The organism is Myxococcus sp. AS-1-15 (genome assembly GCF_020037055.1).
In the GTDB taxonomy this organism is placed as follows: Bacteria; Myxococcota; Myxococcia; order Myxococcales; family Myxococcaceae; genus Myxococcus; species Myxococcus fulvus.
On record NZ_JAIQDF010000020.1, the window covers coordinates 121,981 to 140,359 of the forward strand.

At 69.5% G+C, this 18,379-nt stretch carries 18 protein-coding genes; 5 read left to right on the forward strand and 13 right to left on the reverse strand.

Annotation, left to right across the window (positions count from 1 at the left end; translation table 11 throughout):
• Positions 1-187: 187 nt before the first annotated feature.
• Positions 188-1,780, reverse strand: coding sequence for a PKD domain-containing protein (locus K8625_RS38245; protein WP_223785482.1), 1,593 nt, complete (start codon positions 1,778-1,780; stop codon positions 188-190).
• A 346-nt stretch (positions 1,781-2,126) separates the two neighbouring features.
• On the opposite strand from K8625_RS38245, the gene K8625_RS38250 reads away from it, so the two are divergent.
• Positions 2,127-4,739, forward strand: coding sequence for an MXAN_6230/SCO0854 family RING domain-containing protein (locus K8625_RS38250; RefSeq protein ID WP_223785483.1), 2,613 nt, complete (start codon positions 2,127-2,129; stop codon positions 4,737-4,739).
• A gap of 10 nt (positions 4,740-4,749) precedes the next feature.
• Here the strand turns inward: K8625_RS38250 and K8625_RS38255 are convergent, their stop codons facing one another.
• Together K8625_RS38255 and K8625_RS38260 are read right to left on the reverse strand one after the other, a co-directional pair.
• A complete protein-coding gene (locus K8625_RS38255; protein ID WP_223785484.1) occupies positions 4,750-5,526 on the reverse strand; it encodes an SDR family NAD(P)-dependent oxidoreductase in 777 nt (258 codons plus the stop codon).
• The gene (locus K8625_RS38260) at positions 5,526-6,194 is read right to left on the reverse strand and encodes an SDR family oxidoreductase (protein WP_223785485.1); all 669 of its coding nucleotides are present in this window, start codon (positions 6,192-6,194) and stop codon (positions 5,526-5,528) included. Before K8625_RS38260 ends, K8625_RS38255 begins: the two co-directional genes overlap by 1 nt.
• Before the next feature lie 136 nt (positions 6,195-6,330).
• On the opposite strand from K8625_RS38260, the gene K8625_RS38265 reads away from it, so the two are divergent.
• A complete protein-coding gene (locus K8625_RS38265) occupies positions 6,331-7,302 on the forward strand; it encodes an AraC family transcriptional regulator (RefSeq protein WP_223785486.1) in 972 nt (323 codons plus the stop codon).
• Between the two features lie 49 nt (positions 7,303-7,351).
• On the forward strand, positions 7,352-8,254 hold the full coding sequence (locus K8625_RS38270; protein WP_223785487.1) for an SDR family NAD(P)-dependent oxidoreductase: 903 nt from the start codon (positions 7,352-7,354) through the stop codon (positions 8,252-8,254).
• Here K8625_RS38270 and K8625_RS38275 read toward each other — a convergent pair.
• The 5 genes from K8625_RS38275 to K8625_RS38295 form a co-directional block, all read right to left on the reverse strand.
• A complete protein-coding gene (locus K8625_RS38275; protein ID WP_223785488.1) occupies positions 8,242-9,015 on the reverse strand; it encodes a Coq4 family protein in 774 nt (257 codons plus the stop codon). The two genes, K8625_RS38270 and K8625_RS38275, sit on opposite strands and share 13 nt — an antisense overlap.
• A 117-nt stretch (positions 9,016-9,132) precedes the next feature.
• Entirely contained in the window at positions 9,133-9,411 is a 279-nt protein-coding gene (locus tag K8625_RS38280; protein WP_223750270.1) for a hypothetical protein, read from the reverse strand.
• Between the two features lie 267 nt (positions 9,412-9,678).
• Positions 9,679-10,917, reverse strand: coding sequence for a hypothetical protein (locus K8625_RS38285; RefSeq protein ID WP_223785489.1), 1,239 nt, complete (start codon positions 10,915-10,917; stop codon positions 9,679-9,681).
• Between the two features lie 141 nt (positions 10,918-11,058).
• Positions 11,059-12,249 (reverse strand): HAMP domain-containing sensor histidine kinase, encoded by a 1,191-nt coding sequence (locus K8625_RS38290; RefSeq protein ID WP_223785490.1) that lies wholly within the window; start codon positions 12,247-12,249, stop codon positions 11,059-11,061.
• Entirely contained in the window at positions 12,239-12,913 is a 675-nt protein-coding gene (locus K8625_RS38295; RefSeq protein WP_223785491.1) for a response regulator transcription factor, read from the reverse strand. Before K8625_RS38295 ends, K8625_RS38290 begins: the two co-directional genes overlap by 11 nt.
• 140 nt (positions 12,914-13,053) lie before the next feature.
• On the opposite strand from K8625_RS38295, the gene K8625_RS38300 reads away from it, so the two are divergent.
• A complete protein-coding gene (locus K8625_RS38300) occupies positions 13,054-13,842 on the forward strand; it encodes an alpha/beta hydrolase (RefSeq protein ID WP_223785492.1) in 789 nt (262 codons plus the stop codon).
• Position 13,843: 1 nt separating this feature from the next.
• Here K8625_RS38300 and K8625_RS38305 read toward each other — a convergent pair whose 3' ends face one another.
• From K8625_RS38305 to K8625_RS38325, 5 genes are all read right to left on the reverse strand, one after another.
• On the reverse strand, positions 13,844-14,659 hold the full coding sequence (locus K8625_RS38305; RefSeq protein ID WP_223785493.1) for a MerR family transcriptional regulator: 816 nt from the start codon (positions 14,657-14,659) through the stop codon (positions 13,844-13,846).
• Positions 14,656-15,726: an alpha/beta fold hydrolase gene (locus K8625_RS38310; RefSeq protein WP_223785494.1), complete on the reverse strand. Its 1,071-nt coding sequence runs from the start codon at positions 15,724-15,726 to the stop codon at positions 14,656-14,658. Before K8625_RS38310 ends, K8625_RS38305 begins: the two co-directional genes overlap by 4 nt.
• A gap of 80 nt (positions 15,727-15,806) precedes the next feature.
• Positions 15,807-16,493, reverse strand: coding sequence for an endonuclease Q family protein (locus K8625_RS38315; protein WP_223750277.1), 687 nt, complete (start codon positions 16,491-16,493; stop codon positions 15,807-15,809).
• A gap of 216 nt (positions 16,494-16,709) precedes the next feature.
• Entirely contained in the window at positions 16,710-17,249 is a 540-nt protein-coding gene (locus tag K8625_RS38320) for a GFA family protein (protein WP_223785495.1), read from the reverse strand.
• Entirely contained in the window at positions 17,246-17,887 is a 642-nt protein-coding gene (locus tag K8625_RS38325; RefSeq protein ID WP_223750279.1) for a TetR/AcrR family transcriptional regulator, read from the reverse strand. The genes K8625_RS38320 and K8625_RS38325 overlap by 4 nt, the downstream gene beginning before the upstream one ends.
• Positions 17,888-17,989: 102 nt before the next feature.
• Here K8625_RS38325 and K8625_RS38330 point away from each other — a divergent pair, with 102 nt between their 5' ends.
• Entirely contained in the window at positions 17,990-18,241 is a 252-nt protein-coding gene (locus K8625_RS38330; protein WP_141322985.1) for a hypothetical protein, read from the forward strand.
• Positions 18,242-18,379: the final 138 nt, after the last annotated feature.

Consider the following 18,379-nt stretch of genomic DNA (forward strand, 5'->3'; position numbering starts at 1 on the left):
CCGGTCCGTGCGCGCCACGTCGATGCAGGGTGTGCCGGCATGTCATGGCCGTCTTCTCGAGACGTAGGGCCACGGACGCTGGTGATGTTTGTAGGGGCGAGTCACACGCACTTCTGAACAGCGCCCTGACGAGGGACGCCCACGCCGACCCGAGACATGCTCGCGGGTCGGCGCGGATGCCTGGAACTCAGCGGACCTCGAACTCGTAGATGCGTGCCGCCGGCGAGAAGTCCTGGGTGGGCAGCGTCACATGGAGCCGGATGTAGCGCGCGGACGTGGCGGTGATGGGGTGGGTGGAGACGTTGGCGGTGTTGGCGCTCACCGTGACGACGGTGTTCCACGTCGTCCCATTGGTCGAAGTCTGGATGGTGAACGCCTGGGTGTTCCAGGTCGCCGTCTCACCGCCTGCCCCCGCGTGCTTCACGGTGAAGCTGCTGACCGTCTGGGCCGAGCCCAGGTCGATATCCATCCACGCCGGTGACGTCAGTGAGCAGAACTTGTCGGTGGTTCCACCCGAGACACTCCCGTTGACCGCCTTGGCCGCCGTCTCGTTGCTGTTGCAGGGCGTGGTGCTGCTGGTGGGCTTGTTCAGCGCCAGGTTGATGAAGCCCGTGCCCACGGAGACCGTCTGGGTCCTGCTGTGGCTCGCCCCACCGTTGTCCGTGACCGTCAGCGTGACGTTGTAGTTGCCGCCACTCGCATACGTGCGCGCGGGGTTCGTCGCCGTGGACGTGGTGCCGTCGCCGAAGCTCCAGCTGCGCGAGACGATGCTGCCATCGGCGTCCGTGGACGCGTCGCTGAACGTCGCCGTGAGTCCGCTGAGGGTGACGCCGAAGTTCGCCACCGGAGGCGTGTTGCCGCTGACCGCGGTGTTGATGGCCGCCGCGTACTGCGCGCTCGTCCCTTGCGCCGAGCACCGCTGGATGTCGTCATACAGCCACATGAAGCCGCCCGGGATGCCGGCATTGGCCTTCCATTGGGTCATCTTGGTCTGCACCGAAGCCGGGCTGTCACCCGACGCGCAGTTGGTGCCGTGCCGCGACCACAGGCCCGGGGACACCGTCATCCCCATGGCCGTGTTCCAGCTCGCCGGGTTGTTGCCCGCGCCGCCGTCGTAGACCTGGAGATAGATGCGGTCCACCGCGCTCCCCAGGTTGTTCCGGAGGTTGCGCCAGAATGTCTGCTGCGTGTACGGCACGAAGGCGATCTTGTAGCCCAGGCCGATCAGCATCTGCCCGAAGGTCGTCGTCGGAGCGAGGTCATACGCGCTCTCGTCGTCGAAGTTCACCGCGTCCGCGCCGGTGATGGTCTTCAGCACCTGGAAGTTGCGGTACAGGATGCTGTTGCTCCCGGTGCCGCAGACCAGCGTGGTGCCGCAGCCGGCGGCGGTGCCGTTGACCAGCCTCGCCATGCGCTCGAAGTCCGGGACGCTCCAGGCGCCGATGGACACCTCGATGCGATTGACCGACGTGGGCGCCCGCTTGAGCGTGGCCAGCCGCGTGGGCCACGCCGCGTCGCCGATGTACGCGCCATTCCGGACCACGGGGATGTCGTTGTAGACGAGGTCCCCGTTGTCCTCGATGTGGAAGCTCCACAGAATCACCGTGGTGAACCCCGACGCGCGCAGGTCATCCATCACCGCGGTGCCCCCGGAGTAGAAAGGTCCTCCACCATAGACAGCCGAGTGGGCCTGGGCGGCGGGCGCCAGGAGCACGCCCCAGAGCGTGGCGAGTGTGAAGAACAGACGGCTGGATACAGTCGACGGATTCGATTTCGACATGGAACAATCCTCGGCATGGGAATGACGCGATGGACTGCGATGCGTGTCTGGGTCTGAGAGGCATTGCGCCCGCCCACACCCTCACGTGCTCCAGATCGCCGGCGTCGGCGACGGCCCAACTTGAGAGGGGTGGGTTCACGCTGTCAATTCAACGTCGAGGATGTCTGGCGATGGTTCGCTGGCGCACGGCGTGTGTCCGATGCCCCGGTCTTTTTCCTCGTTGGCGGTTCCTGGTGGGCCCTGGTAGGGTTCCCAGCGGGGCGGCTTTGGGTGTGCTTCCTTCTCACTCCTATGAGGTAGCTCATCCGCTCTCCGCCCCGCCTTTCCCCTCTCTCAGGGAGTCACCATGGGCGCCCCTTCGCTCCAACTCACGGGCGATTCCGCCGCGCTGTTGCTCTGGACCACGGGGCTCGTCTTTCCTCCCACGGGCCTGCCCGCCGGCGGTGACACGAAGGCACGCGAGGAGGCCCTGGTCGCGCTGGATGCGGACCTGGCGGGTGTCGGCTACGTGCTCGCGGGGGCCCTCCGGGACGCGCTGCTCGCGCTCCCCGACGAGACCCTGGCCGCGTCCGGCCGCTTCCTCTACGAGAACTGCGCGGCGACGGTGGGCAAGGACCGCCCCTTCGTCCCGCTGTTCCGCGCCTTCCCCCACAGCGTCCCGCGCGACACGCAGGCGCTGTTCGTCCAGCGCGTGCTGTCGTGGCTGTACCAGAACCCCGAGCAGCCGTGCATCCACTGCGGCACCCTGGGCTCGGTGCGCGCGCTGTCGCCGTGCGCCCACCTCGTCTGTGAGAAGTGCTTCGACGGCAAGGACTACTCCGCCTGTCCCATCTGCCGTCGACGTCTGTCGCCGACGGACCCCTTCCTGCAGCCCAAGGAACTCAAGGGCGCTTCGCGGACCGTCTACTCCATCCGTCGGAGCCAGTTGACGCGGTTGTCCCTGGGCACGGACCCCGAGGCCACCGCGAGCGGACTGATGCGACGGCTGGCATCGCGGTCCACGGTGCTCAACCCTCGCGACCTGGAGATCCTCAAGCGACTCGTGTCCGCCTTCGGGCCCCGGGTGCTGGGCTGGCTGCCCCGGCGCATCCCGGTGAAGGAGACCCTGGCGCTCATCGTGGGGCACCTCCTCCGGGACCCCCGGACGGCGGGGGACGTGCTGGCCGGCGCCGCGGCGCACGTGAAGACCGCCTCGGATGTGCTCCGCGTGCTGGTGGCCTGGGCGGGTGGCAACCCCGACCTCTCCGTCAAGGTGCCCTTGAAGAGCCCGCCGCGTCAGGTGCGGCGCGCCGTCCTCCAGATGATGGAGGGCTTCTCCCTGTTGAACGTCACCGAGGACGTCGGTCGCAACCCGGGCCTGTGGAAGGCCTTCGGCGGGCTGCTGCACGTCTTCGAGGAGTGGCGGCGTCATCCCAAGGTCTCGCTCGCGTTCGCCGTGCTGCGCGGGACGGTGCTCTCCGTGCAGACGCCGTTCGGCGCGACGCTGCTGGGCCTCGCCGGTGCACATCCCGAGTCCTTCCAGACGCGGGACGTCGAGGGCGGCGTCGTGGTGGAGTTCCGCTCCTGGACCTCGCGCGTCGAGGAGGCGCTGCGCGCGAGGGCGCTTCCGGGCGCGCTGACGCTGCTCCGGCAGCGGCCCGGTGAGCTGCTGCGCAGGTTGGACCATGTGAGCCGGCTCTCGGTGGCGCTCGCGGGCTCCGCGTCGCTGGCGCCGGAGCTGCTCGCGACGCTCGATGCCGTGCTGGCCCGGTCTCCGCCCGCGTTGCTGCTCGCCGCCTCGGCGCACCTGCGCAAGCGGCACCAGCCGTTCGCCCGGCGCATCTTCTTCCCGAAGGGTGAGGCCACCCACGCCTGGGGCATGGAGGACCGTCGTCCGTTGCTCCCCGGGGATGTGATTGGCCAGCTGGTGGCGCCGCTGGAGCGGGAGCTGCTGCGACGGGCGGAGGCCCTGCCGTCCTTCCCTCAGGCGGTCATCGACGAGGCGCTGGGGGACCTCCTGGTGCCGATGGCGGAGAAGACGGCCTCGAAGGCGTTGGTGGCGGTGCCTCGCGGCAGCCTGCTGCCGATTCCGGAGGGGAAGGTCCTGCGCTTCTTCGTCCACTGGACGGAGCCCCAGAACACGTACGTCGACCTGGACCTGTCGGTGGCGCTCTACGACAAGAACTGGTGGCTGGTGGACCGGTGTGACTACACGAACCTTCGGCTGGAGGACGACGCCGCGGTGCATTCGGGGGATGTCACGTCGGGCTCTCCGCCGCTGGGAGGCGCAGAGTTCCTGGACGTGCACATGGAGCGCCTGCTCGCCCAGGGTGTGCGCTACGCCATCCCCGTGGTCTTCTCCTTCAACAGCGTCTCGTTCGACCGGATGGAGGACGCGTTCGCGGGCTTCATGGTCCGGGACGAGGTGGAGGGGGAACACTTCGACGCGCGCACGGTGGAGCAGCGCTTCGACTTGCAGGGGAGCGCGCAGATTTCGGTGCCGCTCGTCATCGACCTCGTCGAGAAGCAGCTTCGCTGGGTGGACGTGAAGGTCCCTCCCGAGGACGGCTTCCAGAGCGTGGCCCGCTCCCGGGGGGGACTCGCACACCTGGGCAAGGACACCCTGGCCTACTTCGGCACCGGCGCCCGGCCCACGCTGTGGGAGCTGGCGACCCTGCACGCCGCAGCGCGCAGCCGCACCGTGCACGTCCGGCGTCGGGATGGCTCCGTGTCCGTCCTGAAGCGGGCGGAGGACGAGGACACCGCTTCCTTCCTTCGCAGGCTGCGAGGCCTGGAGGCGGACTCCACCGCGCGGAGCTTCACGCCCGGCAAGGCGCCCACGTTCTTCGCGGGGCTGACGGATGTGCCCGCGCTCTCTCAGGGCAGCGAGGGGTATGCCCTGCGCTTCCTGCACACCTCCGCGGAGGAGGTCACCCGGCTGGGCGCGGGCGACCTGGTCTCCGTGCTGAAGAAGGCGTAGCGGCGCCGCCTCAGAAGGTTGGCAGGTCGTTGGCCAGATGGGATGACAATCCCCCGTCGACGACCAGCGTGGTGCCGTTGATGTAGCCCCCGGAGGGGCCCGCGACGAAGGCCACCAGTCGGGCCACCTCGTCGGGCGTGGCGAACCTCCCGGCGGGAATCCTGCGCAGCAGCTCCTCGCGGAGCGCGGGCGGCGCCTTCGCCAGCATCTCCGTGTCGATGTAGCCGGGGCAGATGGCGTTGCAGGTGATGCCGTGCGCGCCCCACTCGGCGCCGATGGACCTGGAGTAGCCCACGAGCGCGTGCTTGGTGGCCGCGTAGGTGGAGGAGAGCGCCCCGCCGAAGAGGCCGAGGGAGGAGGCGATGTTGACGATTCTGCCGAACCTCGCCGCCTTCATGCGCGGCAGGGCCCAGCGGCAGAGCTGGTGGACGGCGTCCACATTCACCCCGAAGAGCTGCTCCCACTCGCTCCGCGAGACCTCGTCGGCGCGGTGGAAGGGCCCGCCGAAGCCCGCGTTGTTCACGAGGACTCCTGGCACTCCCACGGTGGACTCCAGCCTCGCGAGCGTCGCGTCCAGCGCGGCCTCGTTCGCCAGGTCGCACGCGAAGGACCACGCCTGGGCTCCCGATGCGCGCAGCTTCGCCTCCTGTCGGGCCAGGGCCTCCTCGTCCCGCGCGAGGAGGACGACGTGCAGCCCCTGCCCGGCGAGCACCTCCGCGATGGCCGCGCCGATTCCCCGGCTGGCCCCCGTGACGAGCGCCAGGTCCGCGTTCGAGGGCGACGTCATCACAGGACTCCCTTCGAGGGGACCAGGCGCAGCTCGTCCACGCGGATGTGCAAGGGCTTGCGGGCAATCTCCCAGATGGACTCGGCCACGTCGTCCACGGACAGCATGTCGGCGGGGCTGAACTCCGGACGCGTCTTCCAGAAGGCCGTGTACACGGCTCCCAGCGACAGCAGCGTGGCCCGGATGGCGTGGTCCTTTCCCTCCGCGTTCAGCACGCCCGTCAGCCCCCGGAGGCCATGCTTGGAGGCGGCGTAGGCGCCATTCATGGGCAGGGTGAGGTGGTCGCTCACCGAGCCGATGTGGACGATGCGCCCTCCGCCATGCGCCTTCATCCGCTTGAACGCCTCGCGCGCGCACAGGAAGGCACCCGTCAGGTTCACGTCCAGGCTCCGCCGCCAGTCCGCGAGCGAGGTCTCCTCGATGGGCGTGAAGGCCCCGAAGCCCGAGCAGTTGACCAGCAGATGAAGGGGCCCGTTGGCGGACGCCTTGTCGAACAGCGACCTCACGGAGGCTTCATCGGTGACGTCCACCCGCATCGAGTCGGATGACTCCCGCGTCACGTCCTCCGAGGCGCAGATGACGTGCAGTCCCTCCGCCCGCAGCCTGTGGATGACAGCGGCGCCGATGTTGCCCGTTCCTCCGACGACGATTGCATTCCGAGCGCTCATGCCGGCAGGCATACAGGCGGTCGTGGTCCGAGACCAGGGCCTTGCGTGAGGGATTGTCCTGGCGCGCGGGGGCACCGTCCGGGCGATTGGCGCGATCGGATTGGTCGCGTGCCGGGGTGCTCGTTACGCTTCTTCGATGAGCGGAGACCTCGTCCACCTCGCGCCGGATGTGGGCGCGCGTCTTGCCCGGCTCGGCGTGAACGTGGCCCACGCCACCGCCGCCGCGCGCGTGCCCGCTGGGGGCGCGATGAGCACCGCGCAGTTCTTCCACTTCTGGGAGGTGCTCGGGGAGTCGTCTCCGGCGGACATCGGGTTGCGCCTCGCGCGTGAGACGCAGGTGCACGAGTACGACATCTCGTCGCTGGCCGCGTTGCACTCACCGGACCTGGGCACGGCCCTGGGCAAGATTGCCCGCTACAAGCGCCTGTGCGGCCCGAAGGACATGTCCGTCGACACCCAGGGCGGCGAGGTCACCGTCCACACGACGTACCTGCACGCCTCCAGCCCCGCGCCCGCGCGCCTCGTCGATGCCTCGCTGGCCTCGTTGTTGGTGCTGCTCCAGCGAGGGAGCGGGTTGTCGCTGGCACCCAAGCGCGTGGAGCTCCTCCGCGCCCGGGCGGACGAGCCGATGCTGATGCGCTTCTTCGGCTGCCCGCTGCGCTTCAAGGCGCGGCGCGACGCGCTCGTCTTCGACGCGAAGGTGCTCTCCACGCCCTTCGTCACCCACAACGCGAACCTGCTGCGGGTGTTGCTCCCCAGCCTCGACGAGCGACTCGCGCCCGTCGAGCAGGACTCGCTCGTCGAGCGGGTCCGCGCGGTGGTCGCCCGGCGCATGGCGGGGGAGCGGCCCAGCGTGGCGAAGGTGGCGCGGGAGCTGGCGCTCAGCGCCCGGACGCTCCAGCGTCGGTTGGAGGAGCACGGCCTGAGCTATCAGCAGGTGCTCGATGACGTCCGGCATCGCACGGCGCTGCGGCTCTTGCGCACCGAGCAGGTGGGCGTGGACGAGATTGCCTTCCTGCTCGGCTTCGAGGAGCTCAACTCCTTCACGCGGGCGTTCCGCGCCTGGGAGGGCACCACGCCGCACCGTTGGCGCGATTCGATGAGATAGTGGCGCGTCTGGATTTGAGGCGCGCGGGCTCGCGCCGCATCTTGAGCCCATGACCCAAGACACTTCGCAGGTGTGGTTCCTCACGGGCAGCTCGCGTGGCCTGGGCCGCGCGCTCACCCTCGCCGTGCTCGCCGCCGGGCACCGCGTCGTCGCCACGGCGCGCAACCCCGAGTCGCTCGCGGACCTCGTTCGCGAGCACGGCGCGCGCATCCGACCGGTGGCCCTGGACGTCACCCAGCCCGAGCAGGCGGCGCGGGCGGTGCGCGAGGCGGTGGAGGCCTTCGGCCGCATCGACGTGCTGGTGAACAACGCGGGCTACGCCAACATCGACTCGGCGGAGGACCTGTCGCTCGACGACTTCCGCGCGCAGATGGACACCAACTTCTACGGCGTGGTGCACGTGACGCGGGCGGTGCTGCCGGTGATGCGGGCGCAGCGGCAGGGGCGCATCCTCCAAATCAGCTCGATTGGAGGGCGACGCGGAGGCACGCCGGGGCTGAGTGCCTATCAAGCCGCGAAGTTCGCGGTCGCGGGCTTCAGCGAGGTGGTGATGAACGAGGTGGCGCCGCTCGGCATCCAGGTGACCATCGTGGAGCCAGGTGGCTTCGCCACGGACTGGGCGGGCGCGTCGATGACGATTCATCCCTCGAAGCCCGACTACCAGGCCACGGTGGGGGCGCTCAACGCGAGCGTGAGGGCCAATCCGGGCGCGGCGCGCGGTGTGCCCGAGAAGGCGGCGAAGGCGCTGCTGCGGCTCGCGGCGATGGAGAAGCAGCCACGCCGGTTGCTCCTGGGGAGCGATGCCTACGCCCTCGCCGGGCTGACGCTGCGCGAGATGGGGGCGAGCGACGAGGCCCTGCGCGAGCTGAGCGTCAGCACGGACGCGGATGGGCTGCCGGACTTCGCGGACACGGAGGTGGGGCGGCGGATGCTGAAGCTTCACGGCACCTGAGCGGTGGCGTGCGTGAAGAAGGCGGGGACGGAGCGGCCCGAGCAGGTGTTCTCGCCGGGATGCCCGGGTCGGAAGTCCGTCCGTGCCCCCAGGCCGAGCCGCTGCCGCAGTCCGTCCAGCGGCTCCTCCATCAGGGACTCGAGGCGCGCGCCCAAGAGGGCGGTGGCGGCGACGCCGCGGACGAAGTCGTGGGCCTGGATGCGCCCTTCGTAGATGTCGCGCAGGTGCTTGTACTTGTCGCGGAGGATGTCCGGGTGCACGGAGGCCGCCGCCAGGAACAGGGCGAGCGCGGAGGGGGCGAGTCCGAACACGAACGACTGGACGGCGACCTCGTCCGCGTCCGAGGTCTCATAGGCGCCCAGGACGTGGAAGAAGTCGTGGCACTTGTTGAGCCGGTGGACGGCGTAGCGGGTGGGCGTCGCCTCCGGGTCGAGCTCGGCCTGGATGGGGAAGAAGTCCGGGGCCAGCCGGTAGTGCGCCATGTAGGCCGCGTAGCAGCGGCCGAACGAGCCTTCCGGCAGGGTGGAGAGGGCCTCGGGCTCGGGGAGGGCCGGGTCCCACAGCTCGGCGTGGAGCTCGCGGAACCCGGGCACCGACAGCAGCAAGGCATCACTGGCGGCGAGCAACTCGGGCTCGGAGAGGAAGGGGATGACCTCCCCCAGCGTCACGCGCTGGTTCACCAGGTCGCGGGCCTGCTCGACGAGCCTGGTCGGCTCTGCCAGAGGCGCCTCGAATGACAGACGGTCCGCACGAGTGTGCATGCCTCCCCCACTTGCACACGATAAGCCATCCCCCCAGCGCCTGTCATTCCGGGGGGATGTGGTGTGTTCAAGAGAGGGTGCTTCGGGCCTACACGTCAAAGCACCTGGCCTGACACGTCAATGGGGGCGTGTTGTCGTGTCAGCCGCGGTGGCCTGACTCTCGAGTGCGTGGGTCAACGCCAGGGACTCCCGCCGGACCTGTCGAGAGCCCACGAGCCACGGCAGGCCCGCGAAGGCATACATCATCGCCAGGAAGCCCCAGAGCCAGGCGGTCCCCCACAGGAACCGGAACGTCGCGAGCGTCCCGAGCACCAACGCGGCGAGGGGCAGGATGACCGAGTCGTGCCACACCAGGCGAGTCACCACCTGGACCTCCTTCTCAGCCACCTTCTCCACGGAGGACTCCACGTGGTTCCTCGGGCGCCACACCCAGCGCTCCCAGGCAGGGATTTGCCGGTGGATCACGAGGCGCTCGCCGCGCCGCTTGCCCGAGTACCACTGGGGCCCTCCGGCTTCGCCAGGCGCCGCGGGCAACCTGAAGGAGCCCTCCCATGCGGCCCACCGCGGGTCCGTCGTCGGGTTCACCTCGAGTCGAACAGTCCGTGTGACGCGCATGTGTGACTCCCTTGTTCGCGCTTCCTGGGCAGGTGTGGAACCCGGCCCTCACTTCGCGGCGGGGTCCAGGTCCGCCGGAAGCCGCATGGAGGACAGCAGCTCGCGGAACACCTGCCAGCGGCGCTCGGGCGAGGTGTCGGTGCCCATGTGGCGCTCGACGTACTGCTTCACCAGGTCCTGGCCCAGGTTGTAGTTGATGACATACGCGCGATACGAGTCGATGAAGGCCATCTTCTGCGTCGCCCGCTCCACGGACACCAGGCCGTAGCGCACGAACCAGTCCCGCGTCGCCTCGCGGCTGAGCTGTCCGTCCAGGTACCGGCGCGCGCCCTCGTTGCTCGCGTAGGACAGCTTCGCCGCCAGCGCCTCCACGGCCACGTAGTTGGCCGCGCGCTTCGGGTCGAGCCCCGCCAGCGGGAAGAGGACGTCCCGCAGGTACGCCTCCGCGTCCGGGAACGCCACGTCGATGCCGTAGTTCGCGCTGCCCTCGGCGATGAGCGACATGGGCGAGTACAGCGGATACACCGTGAGCTCCACCCACCCGCGTCCGCGCACCAGGTGCTGCTCGAGCAACGCGTTGTAGACGTGGTGCCCCGGATAGCCCTCGTGCGCCGCCAGGTCGATGGCACGCAGGATGTAGAAGGGCAGGTCCGTGTTGATTTGAATGACGCTGGTCGAGTTGCCCTTGTACCAGTTGTAGCCACTCCACGGCTTGTTGGTGACGTACTCCAACGTGAAGTGCTCGTTGGCGGGCAGCTCCACGTGCTGGAGCGTGCGGCGCCGGGCCTCCTGGATGGCGACGCGGAAGACCTCGTCCAGCTTGTCCTTCGGGATGACGAAGTCGTTGCGGAAGCGGTCCAGCCGGTCGACCAGCGGCCCCTGGCCGGGCAGGCGCTTGTCCAACTCCGCGAGCACCGCCTCGAACTCCGCGTCGGTGTGCCCCGGGTCCTTCGCGCCGTAGAGCGCCTGGCTCTCCTCGTCGAACTTCAGCTTCTCGCCGGACAGCATCCGCACCCGCGCCTCCAGCGAGCGCAGCTGGGTCAGCAGGAAGCGGTGGCGCATCGCGAGCAGCTCATCGGCGGGCACCGGCGTCGCCTCCACCGCGGCCACCATCGCGGCGGCGCGCGCGGCAATCTCGGGCAGGGGCAGCTTCGTGGCCTCGGCCTCCTTCGCCCAGGCCTCCGGCCCGTAATAGGCGTCCACGTAGTTGCCGTCGTGCTGCCCCACGGCGAGGGCCAGCTTCACGTACTGCTCGGCGGGGGCGTCCAGCGGGGAGGGCGTCGTCATGGGGGGTCCTGGGGAGGGCGCCGCGGCTCGCGTCGCGCAGGCGAGCGTCAGCGAGACGAGGACAAGAGCGGTCAGGCGGCGGAGGCTCGAGTGCATGGGCCAGTTGTAGATGGCCCCGGTCATGAGTTCCAGCGCCCGCCCTCATGAAGGCCAGGTCAGTCGGACATGTGTGCCATGCGGCTCCACCGCGCGGAGGTCCAGCGTCCACTGGAACCGGCGCGCCAGCCGCTCCACCAGCGACAGTCCGACACCAAAGCCCCTTTGCTCGGGCTCGCTCCGACCGAAGCCCACCCCTGTGTCGTCGATGCTCCACGCCTCGGGCGTGACGCGGATGACGATGCGCCCCTCTTCCGTATACGCGAGCGCGTTCTTGATGAGGTTGCCCAGCATCACCCGCGCCACGGAGCCGGGCAGCGGCACGACGACCTCGTCCGTCGCCTCGACGACGAGCTCCACGTCGCCTCGGGAGAGGTGGTCACCGTACAGCGCGAGCAGCTCGCGAGAGATGCTCACCAGTCCGCACGTCTCGTCCGAGCGCCCCGGCCGCGCCAGCCAGAGGATGCCCTCCGTCAGCAGGCCCATCTGGAGGACCGCCTGCCGCAGCCGCTCGAAGGTCGCCGAGTCCCTGGGCGGGTCCAGCTCCAGTATCTCCACCGCGCCCTGCGCCACGGCGAGCGGCGTGCGCAGCTCGTGACTGGCGTCCCGGTTGAACGCCCGCTCCCGCTCCAGCAGCTCCTGGATGCGGACATCCCGGGCACTCAAGGCCTGGGACAGGGCCCGCACCTCGGTGACGACGATGTCCTCGGCTCGCGGCTCATGGCCCGACTGCACCTGCGCGACGAGCCGCTCCAGCGGAACCCCCAGCCGCCTCGCGACCAGCAGGGAGAGCCCGGCGGCGCCCAGCAGGGCCAGCACCGCGCTCACCACCAGCAGGCCCGACGTGCGACGCAGCTGGCGCGTGGTGCCGGTCAGCTCCGTCGTGTCGAGCACGCCGTAGCGCGTGAAGCCTGTCGACACGTCCGGTCGCACCGCGACATGGAAGTGTCCATGCCCGGGAGGAAAGATTTCGTACTCGCCACCCAGCGCGTCCGCCGGCACCTCCGCCTGGAGCCAGGACGGCAGGCTCGCGTGGCCCACATAGGTCCTGATGCCGAGTGGCATCACCCCATCGCCGCCCCGCTGGTCCATCGCGGCGGCGACGAGCCGCGCGAAGAGGGTGTCCTCGAGGTCGTAGCTGAAGAGCGTGAAGAACGCCCCCATGAGGACCAGCGAGAGCGCCGCGGACGACACCATGGCGCCCAGGAGGAGCGCTCGTATCGACCTAGTCCTCACGGGCCTCCAGGCTGTAGCCCTTGTTGCGGTGGGTGGTGATGCAGTCGCCCATGCCCAGCTCGGCGAGCGCGCCTCTCAGCGCATAGACGTGCGTGCGCAGGGCGCTGGACTCCGGTGCGTCGTCGCCCCAGAGCTGATGGGCGAGCGTCGCCGTCGACACGGGCTCTGGCGCGGACTCCATCAGCAGCTTGAGGAGCAGCGCCTCGGTCCGGTTGAGTCGCACGCCGCGCTCGCCGCGCCTGGCCTGTCCTGTGTCGGGCTCCAGGGTGAGCGAGCCCACCGTCAGACGCCGACCGCTCGGAGGCACGGGGCGGCGCGCCAGGGCCTCCAGCCGCAGCCGGAGCTCCCTCAGCGAGAACGGCTTGACGAGGTAGTCATCCGCGCCTGCTCGGAAGCCCTCCTCCTTGTCCTCGAGCGTGTCGCGCGCGGTGAGCATCAGGATGGGCACCAGCCGGGCGGCGAGCTGCCGGTAGCGCTGACACAGCTCGATGCCGCTCATCCCCGGCAGCATCAGGTCCAGCACGATGACGTCGTACTCGTGGCTCAGCGCGAGCGTGAGCCCCTGGGGCCCGGTGGCGGCGAAGTCGAGCTGGAAGTCCGCGCCCAGGAACCTCGCGATGTTGGCCTGGAGGTCACGGTTGTCTTCGACGACGAGCACTCGCATGAGCGGGCAGGGGACCTCGGGATGGCAGGACGGTCGCAGGCTACCGGAGGGAACGTCAATCGAACGTCAACCGCGGGTTGACGCCTGTCCGACACAGCGGAGGGCAGGGTGACGGTGAAGCTCACTTCCAGGAGTCCACCATGTTCCGCTGGCTGTCGCTGTGCGTGCTGCTGCTGTCCGCCTCCCTGGCCCGGGCCGATGCCCCGACGCCGACGCTGGATGTTCGTGGCGCGGATGGAGAGCGCATCCCCACGCGGGTGCTCGAGCCCGAAGGGGGGCACGCGAATCCACCCATCGCCGTCCTGGTGCATGGCCTCACGCGCCGCAAGGAGGACTGGCTGTCGGACGCGGGGCCCACGCATGGCGGCGTCTTGAAGGACGAGCTCCTGCGGGCCGGCTACCGCGTCTATCTCTTCGACGCGCGACTGCACGGAGAGCGGGCGAACCCCGAGGCGAAGCCCGGGGCGCTCGCGAAGCTGGCCCACAAGGGCGAGCCCGCGCGGTACGTGAAGATGATCGCCGACACCGTGCGGGATGCCCACGCGGTGCTGTCCGCGGTGCTCGCCCAGGGCAAGCCGCCGCGCGTGCTCGTCGTCGGGTACAGCATGGGCGCCCAGGTGGGGCTCCTGCTGGCGGCGCGCGAGAAGCGCGTCACCCACCTCATCACCATGGTGCCGCCCCACATCGATCCGTCGATGGAGGAGGTCGCCCCGTCGCGGCACATGTCGACGATTCGCCAGGACTGGTTGCTGCTGACCGCGAACCAGGATGACTTCGCGCCCGTCGCCGACAGTCGCGCCCTGTTCGAGTCCGCTCCGTCCGTGCGCAAGACACACAAGACCTTCGACAGCGGGCATGCGCTCCCGAAGGAGTACCTGGACGAGGTGCGTCGCTGGCTCTCCACGAGCCACCGGGCGCCGTCGCCCTGATTCAGTCCGGGCTCGCCTCCCACGACAGTGCGAGCTCGCTCATCCACGAGGTGCCCTGGGCCGAGTCCACGCGCAGGTAGGTCTCGCGAAGCGGGACGCTCGGGGTGCGCTCCTTCGCGTGGAGGTGGGCGAAGAGGCGGGCCCAGGATGGGCCCACGGAGTGGGGCGGGCCGGAGTGCGCGAGCGTGACGGCCTGCACCTCGGGCAGCTCCGTGATGGCGACGCCCTCCGGGATGGCCCCGGGGGCCAGGGGCACGCACCAGGACTGGTCCGCGTCGTCCTCGCGGTACTCCGCTTCGTGGAAGAGGCAGAAGGGCGCCCCGGCCACGTGGGGGCCACACGCGGCCAGCAGCCGGGGGAAGAACACCGACGCGTCGGAGTAGCGCCCCCGGGCCCGATGCACGGCGACACGAACGGGTGGGAGCCAGCGTTCGAGCAGGGGCGGCGGCGCGCGCAGGTAGGTCTCCGCCCGGGCCTGGTTTTCGAGCAGCGTGTCCAGCGCGAGCACGGAGCGTCGCGCGCTCGCGGCCTCCTCGGCGAGTCGGGCCCGCACGCGCGCGAGCTGCTCCGCGAGCGAGGCGCCCTGTCCCAGCTGCGTGAGCACGCCGTGAATCTCCTCCAGGGAGAGCTTCAGGTCGCGCAGCGCGCGCACGGTGTGGGCGAGCGAGATGTCGTGCTCGGTGTAGTAGCGGTAGCCCGTGGAGGCGTCCACGCGCGAGGGCTCGAGCAGCCCCTTCTCCTGGTACAGGCGCAACGCCTTCACTGTGAGCCCGGTGATGCGAGACACCTCGCCGATGGAGTACAGCAGTCCGCTCACCGCTCCTCCTCCTGGAGGAAGGCGCGCACGGTGGCCGCGAAGGCCTCGGGCTGCTCCTCGAAGGGGAAGTGCCCGCTGCCTGCCAGCTCCACGAGTCGCGCGTGGGGAATCGCTTCTACCACGCGCGTGGTGGCCGAGCGCGGCTGGAGGTCCTGGGCGCCATGGATGACGAGCGTGCGCGCGCGCACCCGGCGCAGCCATTCGCTCCAGTCGTGATGGCGTCCCAGGCTCAGGTAGAGCCCGAGCGAGAGGAAGCCTCCAGCGGCACCAGTGTCGGGATGCCTCGTGTCGGGGCGCTCGGCGTTCAGGGCCCGGGCATACAGCGGTCCGAAGGCGGCGAAGTGCTCGGCGAGGCGGGCCTCGTCGTCCTTCAGGCGGGCAGGGAAGTCGAAGGTGTGCTTCATCCAGGCCGCGAGCTCCCGCTGGCCTGCTTCGTCCAGACGGGTGCGCACCTGGGTGAACAGGTCATCGCCCTTCGAGGGCATCGTCACCAACGGGGCCGGCGCCACGAGCACGAGCGCGTCCACCCGCTCCGGCCACTCCGCCGCATACAACAGGGCGAGCAGGGCCCCGAAGGAGTGGCCCACCAACGTCAGTCGCTCCCGGCCGAGCAGACGCCGGATGCGCTCGATGTCCGCGAGCTGCTCGGCGAGTCCCAGGCGGGCCTCCACCTCCTGCATGGCCTGCCAGGTGCCTCCGGGCGGAGGCTGGGAGATGGGGCGCGAGGAGGCGCCACAGCCTCGCTGGTCATAGAAGTGCCAGCGCAAGGCGTTGCCCGTCAGCGCCGCTGCCCGCCAGGGGTTCGCTGGAGGCAGGCCAGGGCCTCCATGGATGACGAGGACGTCCCGCCCCTCGCCCACGGCGACGTGGTGCAACTGGACATCCCCGGTCACCTGCCAGGACGAGGCGTCCGCGCGTTGTCCCGGAGGAACCTCCAGCGTCTCGCCCCGCGCGGCCAGCACCTGCGTCACGGTGCCGGGCTGGAAGAGGGCCCTCCCCATCCACCACCAGGCGCCCGCCGCCGCGCCCGCCAGCAGGATGAGGGTTCCAAGGATTGCCGCCGCCATGCGCTTCCTCCGAGACATGTCCGTGGGTGACATGCCCGGAGGGTGGCGGTCTCCCCCAGGGGGAGAGTCAAGCACGAGGGCTACTGGAGGGCGACGGGCGGCGCCTTCTGCGTCATCTGCTGGGCGTAGTCGGACGCATGGTCCCGCATGTAATCGATGGGGTTCGCGAGTACGCCCAGGCCATTCGTCTTCGAGCGTCCCGTGTAGACGAGCTCTCCGCTCTCGTTGATGTAGTGGACGAAGAGTCCCGCGGTGCCGTCGGCGCCGAAGCGGTCCGTCTCCACGCTCCCGATGGGCGAACCATCAGGGCCCAGGACATCCTTCATGATGGGCGAGCGATACAGGTGCGCGACCGGGATGATGACACCCCTGGCGCCGGACTGTTTCACGTACTCGGCCAGCTCCTTCTTCATCCGCGGCGGGACGATGAAGCGGTCCGCGGCGATGTTCGGGAACGCGTCACACCATTCGCTGTCTCCCTTCAACTTCTTCACCTTCACCTCGGAGACATCCTTGCCATACGCGCTCCAGATGGCGGGCGCGAGATGGTCCTCGAGGTTGCGATACACCTTGTCGTTGCCCTCCGCCGGATACGCGCAGGCGAGCATGGGCGTGAGGGCATACGGGCTGTCCAACGCGTTCCATTTCCCGTCGGTGAAGTAGCGCGGGTTGGACGTCGCGAGGCCTCCGCCACAGCCGGAGAGGAGGGCGAGCGCGACAGTGGCGCACAGTGAAACAGGGACCAGGGATACACGGCGAGCGGGCATGGGAACTCCTCGAGCAAGTCGATGAACTCACGAACAATTCGTGAGCTGCTTCGACGCCCCTCGTCGCGTCCGGGGTTCCATCTATCTGCTGATGCCCGGTCGTTCCTGTGCGTTGCTGTTGCACCTGGAGGGCTCTGGTCATGCGATTGTCGGTGGTATCGTGACGTCCGAGGGCTCGTCGTCGGCAGGCTCTAGCAGGCGCATCCGCGCGCGAGGTCAGCGCGGCAGCTCCGCCTTGACGAAGGTGAGCTTCGGGCTGCGAAAGCCCATCCCCACCCACGCGCCGAGCAGCTTGATGAAGAACGCGACGGATTGGTGCCGGCTGTTGGGCACGTCCGTGGGGAGCGCGGGCCCGGGCGGCAGGTCGGAGGTCATCGTCCGCAGCTCCAGCGGAGGCAGGGTTCCGTCGGCCCAGAGGCCCCCATAGAGGCTGAGCCAGTGGCCGCTCTGGAACTCGAGGAACACGGGCGTGTTGCAGCACGTGGCGACGACGCGGCGGGTCTTCGACTCCGGCGTGAGCCGGAACTCCGCGAGGCGGTCCGTGCCCTGGAGGAAGTGGACGCGGTCCTTGCGGTAGAGCACGAAGCGTGACGCGTCCCGAGGCCCCAGCAGCAGCCGTGACGCGGGCAGCGTCTGGAATCTCGCGACGGCCGCGCGACAGCTGTCGCAGCAGCACTCGGCGCTGATGATGGGGGCTTTGTCCACCCGCAGGGAGACTTCCCCGCAGGCGCAGCCGAGCGATGAGGCCTGGGTCATGGTGAGGCTTTCTCCGGGGGTGTGAGCCTGAAGAGCAGGCGGATGTAGCGGTCCAGGTGGTCCAGGCTCTCGCGCGCGAGGGCCGCGTCGTTCCCCGCCTTGGCGAGCACGAAGGCGCCTTGAATCACCGTCTGGGTGTGGCGTGCCAGGCTCGCGGCCGTCCAGCCTCCGGAGACGCGGCGCTTGCGCATGGCGGCGGCGATGTCCGCCTCGAGCGTCTGGGCATGACCGAAGATGCTCGCGGCGCAGGCCTCCCGGATGTCGGGCGCGCTCGCGTGGACCTCCTGCGCCAGCGTGCCCACCAGACAGCAGAACTCGGCGGGGCTCCCGGTGATGATGGACTTGCGGAAGGCCACGTAGGCCAGGACCCGGTCGAGCGGGTCCGCGGGGGCGTGGTAGGGCGCGCTCGCGAAGAAGGCGGTCGTCGTCTCCTTCCAGTGCTCCGCGGCGGCCACGCCGAGCCCCTCCTTGCTCTTGAAGTGATGGAAGAAGGCGCCCTTCGTCACCTCCGCGACCTGGCAGAGCTCCTCGACCGAGGTCGCGGCGAAGCCCTTCGCGCGAATCGTGTCGCGCGCGGCCTCGAGCAGCCGCGTCCGGGCATCCCCGCGTTCTGGCGCGTGTTTCGGTGGGCGTGGCATGGTGATGTCATACCGTACGGTTGGTATGCATGCAAGTCCCGGAGGTCGAGCGTGGGTGGGCCGGCCTGTCGAAGAGGGCTCGCCAGGCGCTACGTTCCAGGGATGCGCGACCTGCAATCCCACCGGTGGATGTGGGTGAAGGCCATCCTCTTCGTCGTCATCGGCTGCGTCTCGTCGGCGCTGCTCCTGATGGAGCTGCCCGAGTGGCGCGTCCTGCTCCTGCTGCTGCTCGCCATCTGGGCCTTCTGTCGTGCCTACTACTTCGCCTTCTACGTGCTCGAGAAGTACATCGACCCGTCGTTCCGCTTCTCCGGGCTCACCTCGCTCCTGCGCCACCTCGTCGACAAGCGCTAGGGATTGGACGTGCTGTCGCTCCCCCCCGGTCATGGTCGCGCAATTCTTGCGCGCCATGGCGCGGGTGCGCAGGAATTGCGTGTCGATTGCGCATCTTCATTCCAGGGTTCACGCATGGGCATGAGACCTGTATAGGAA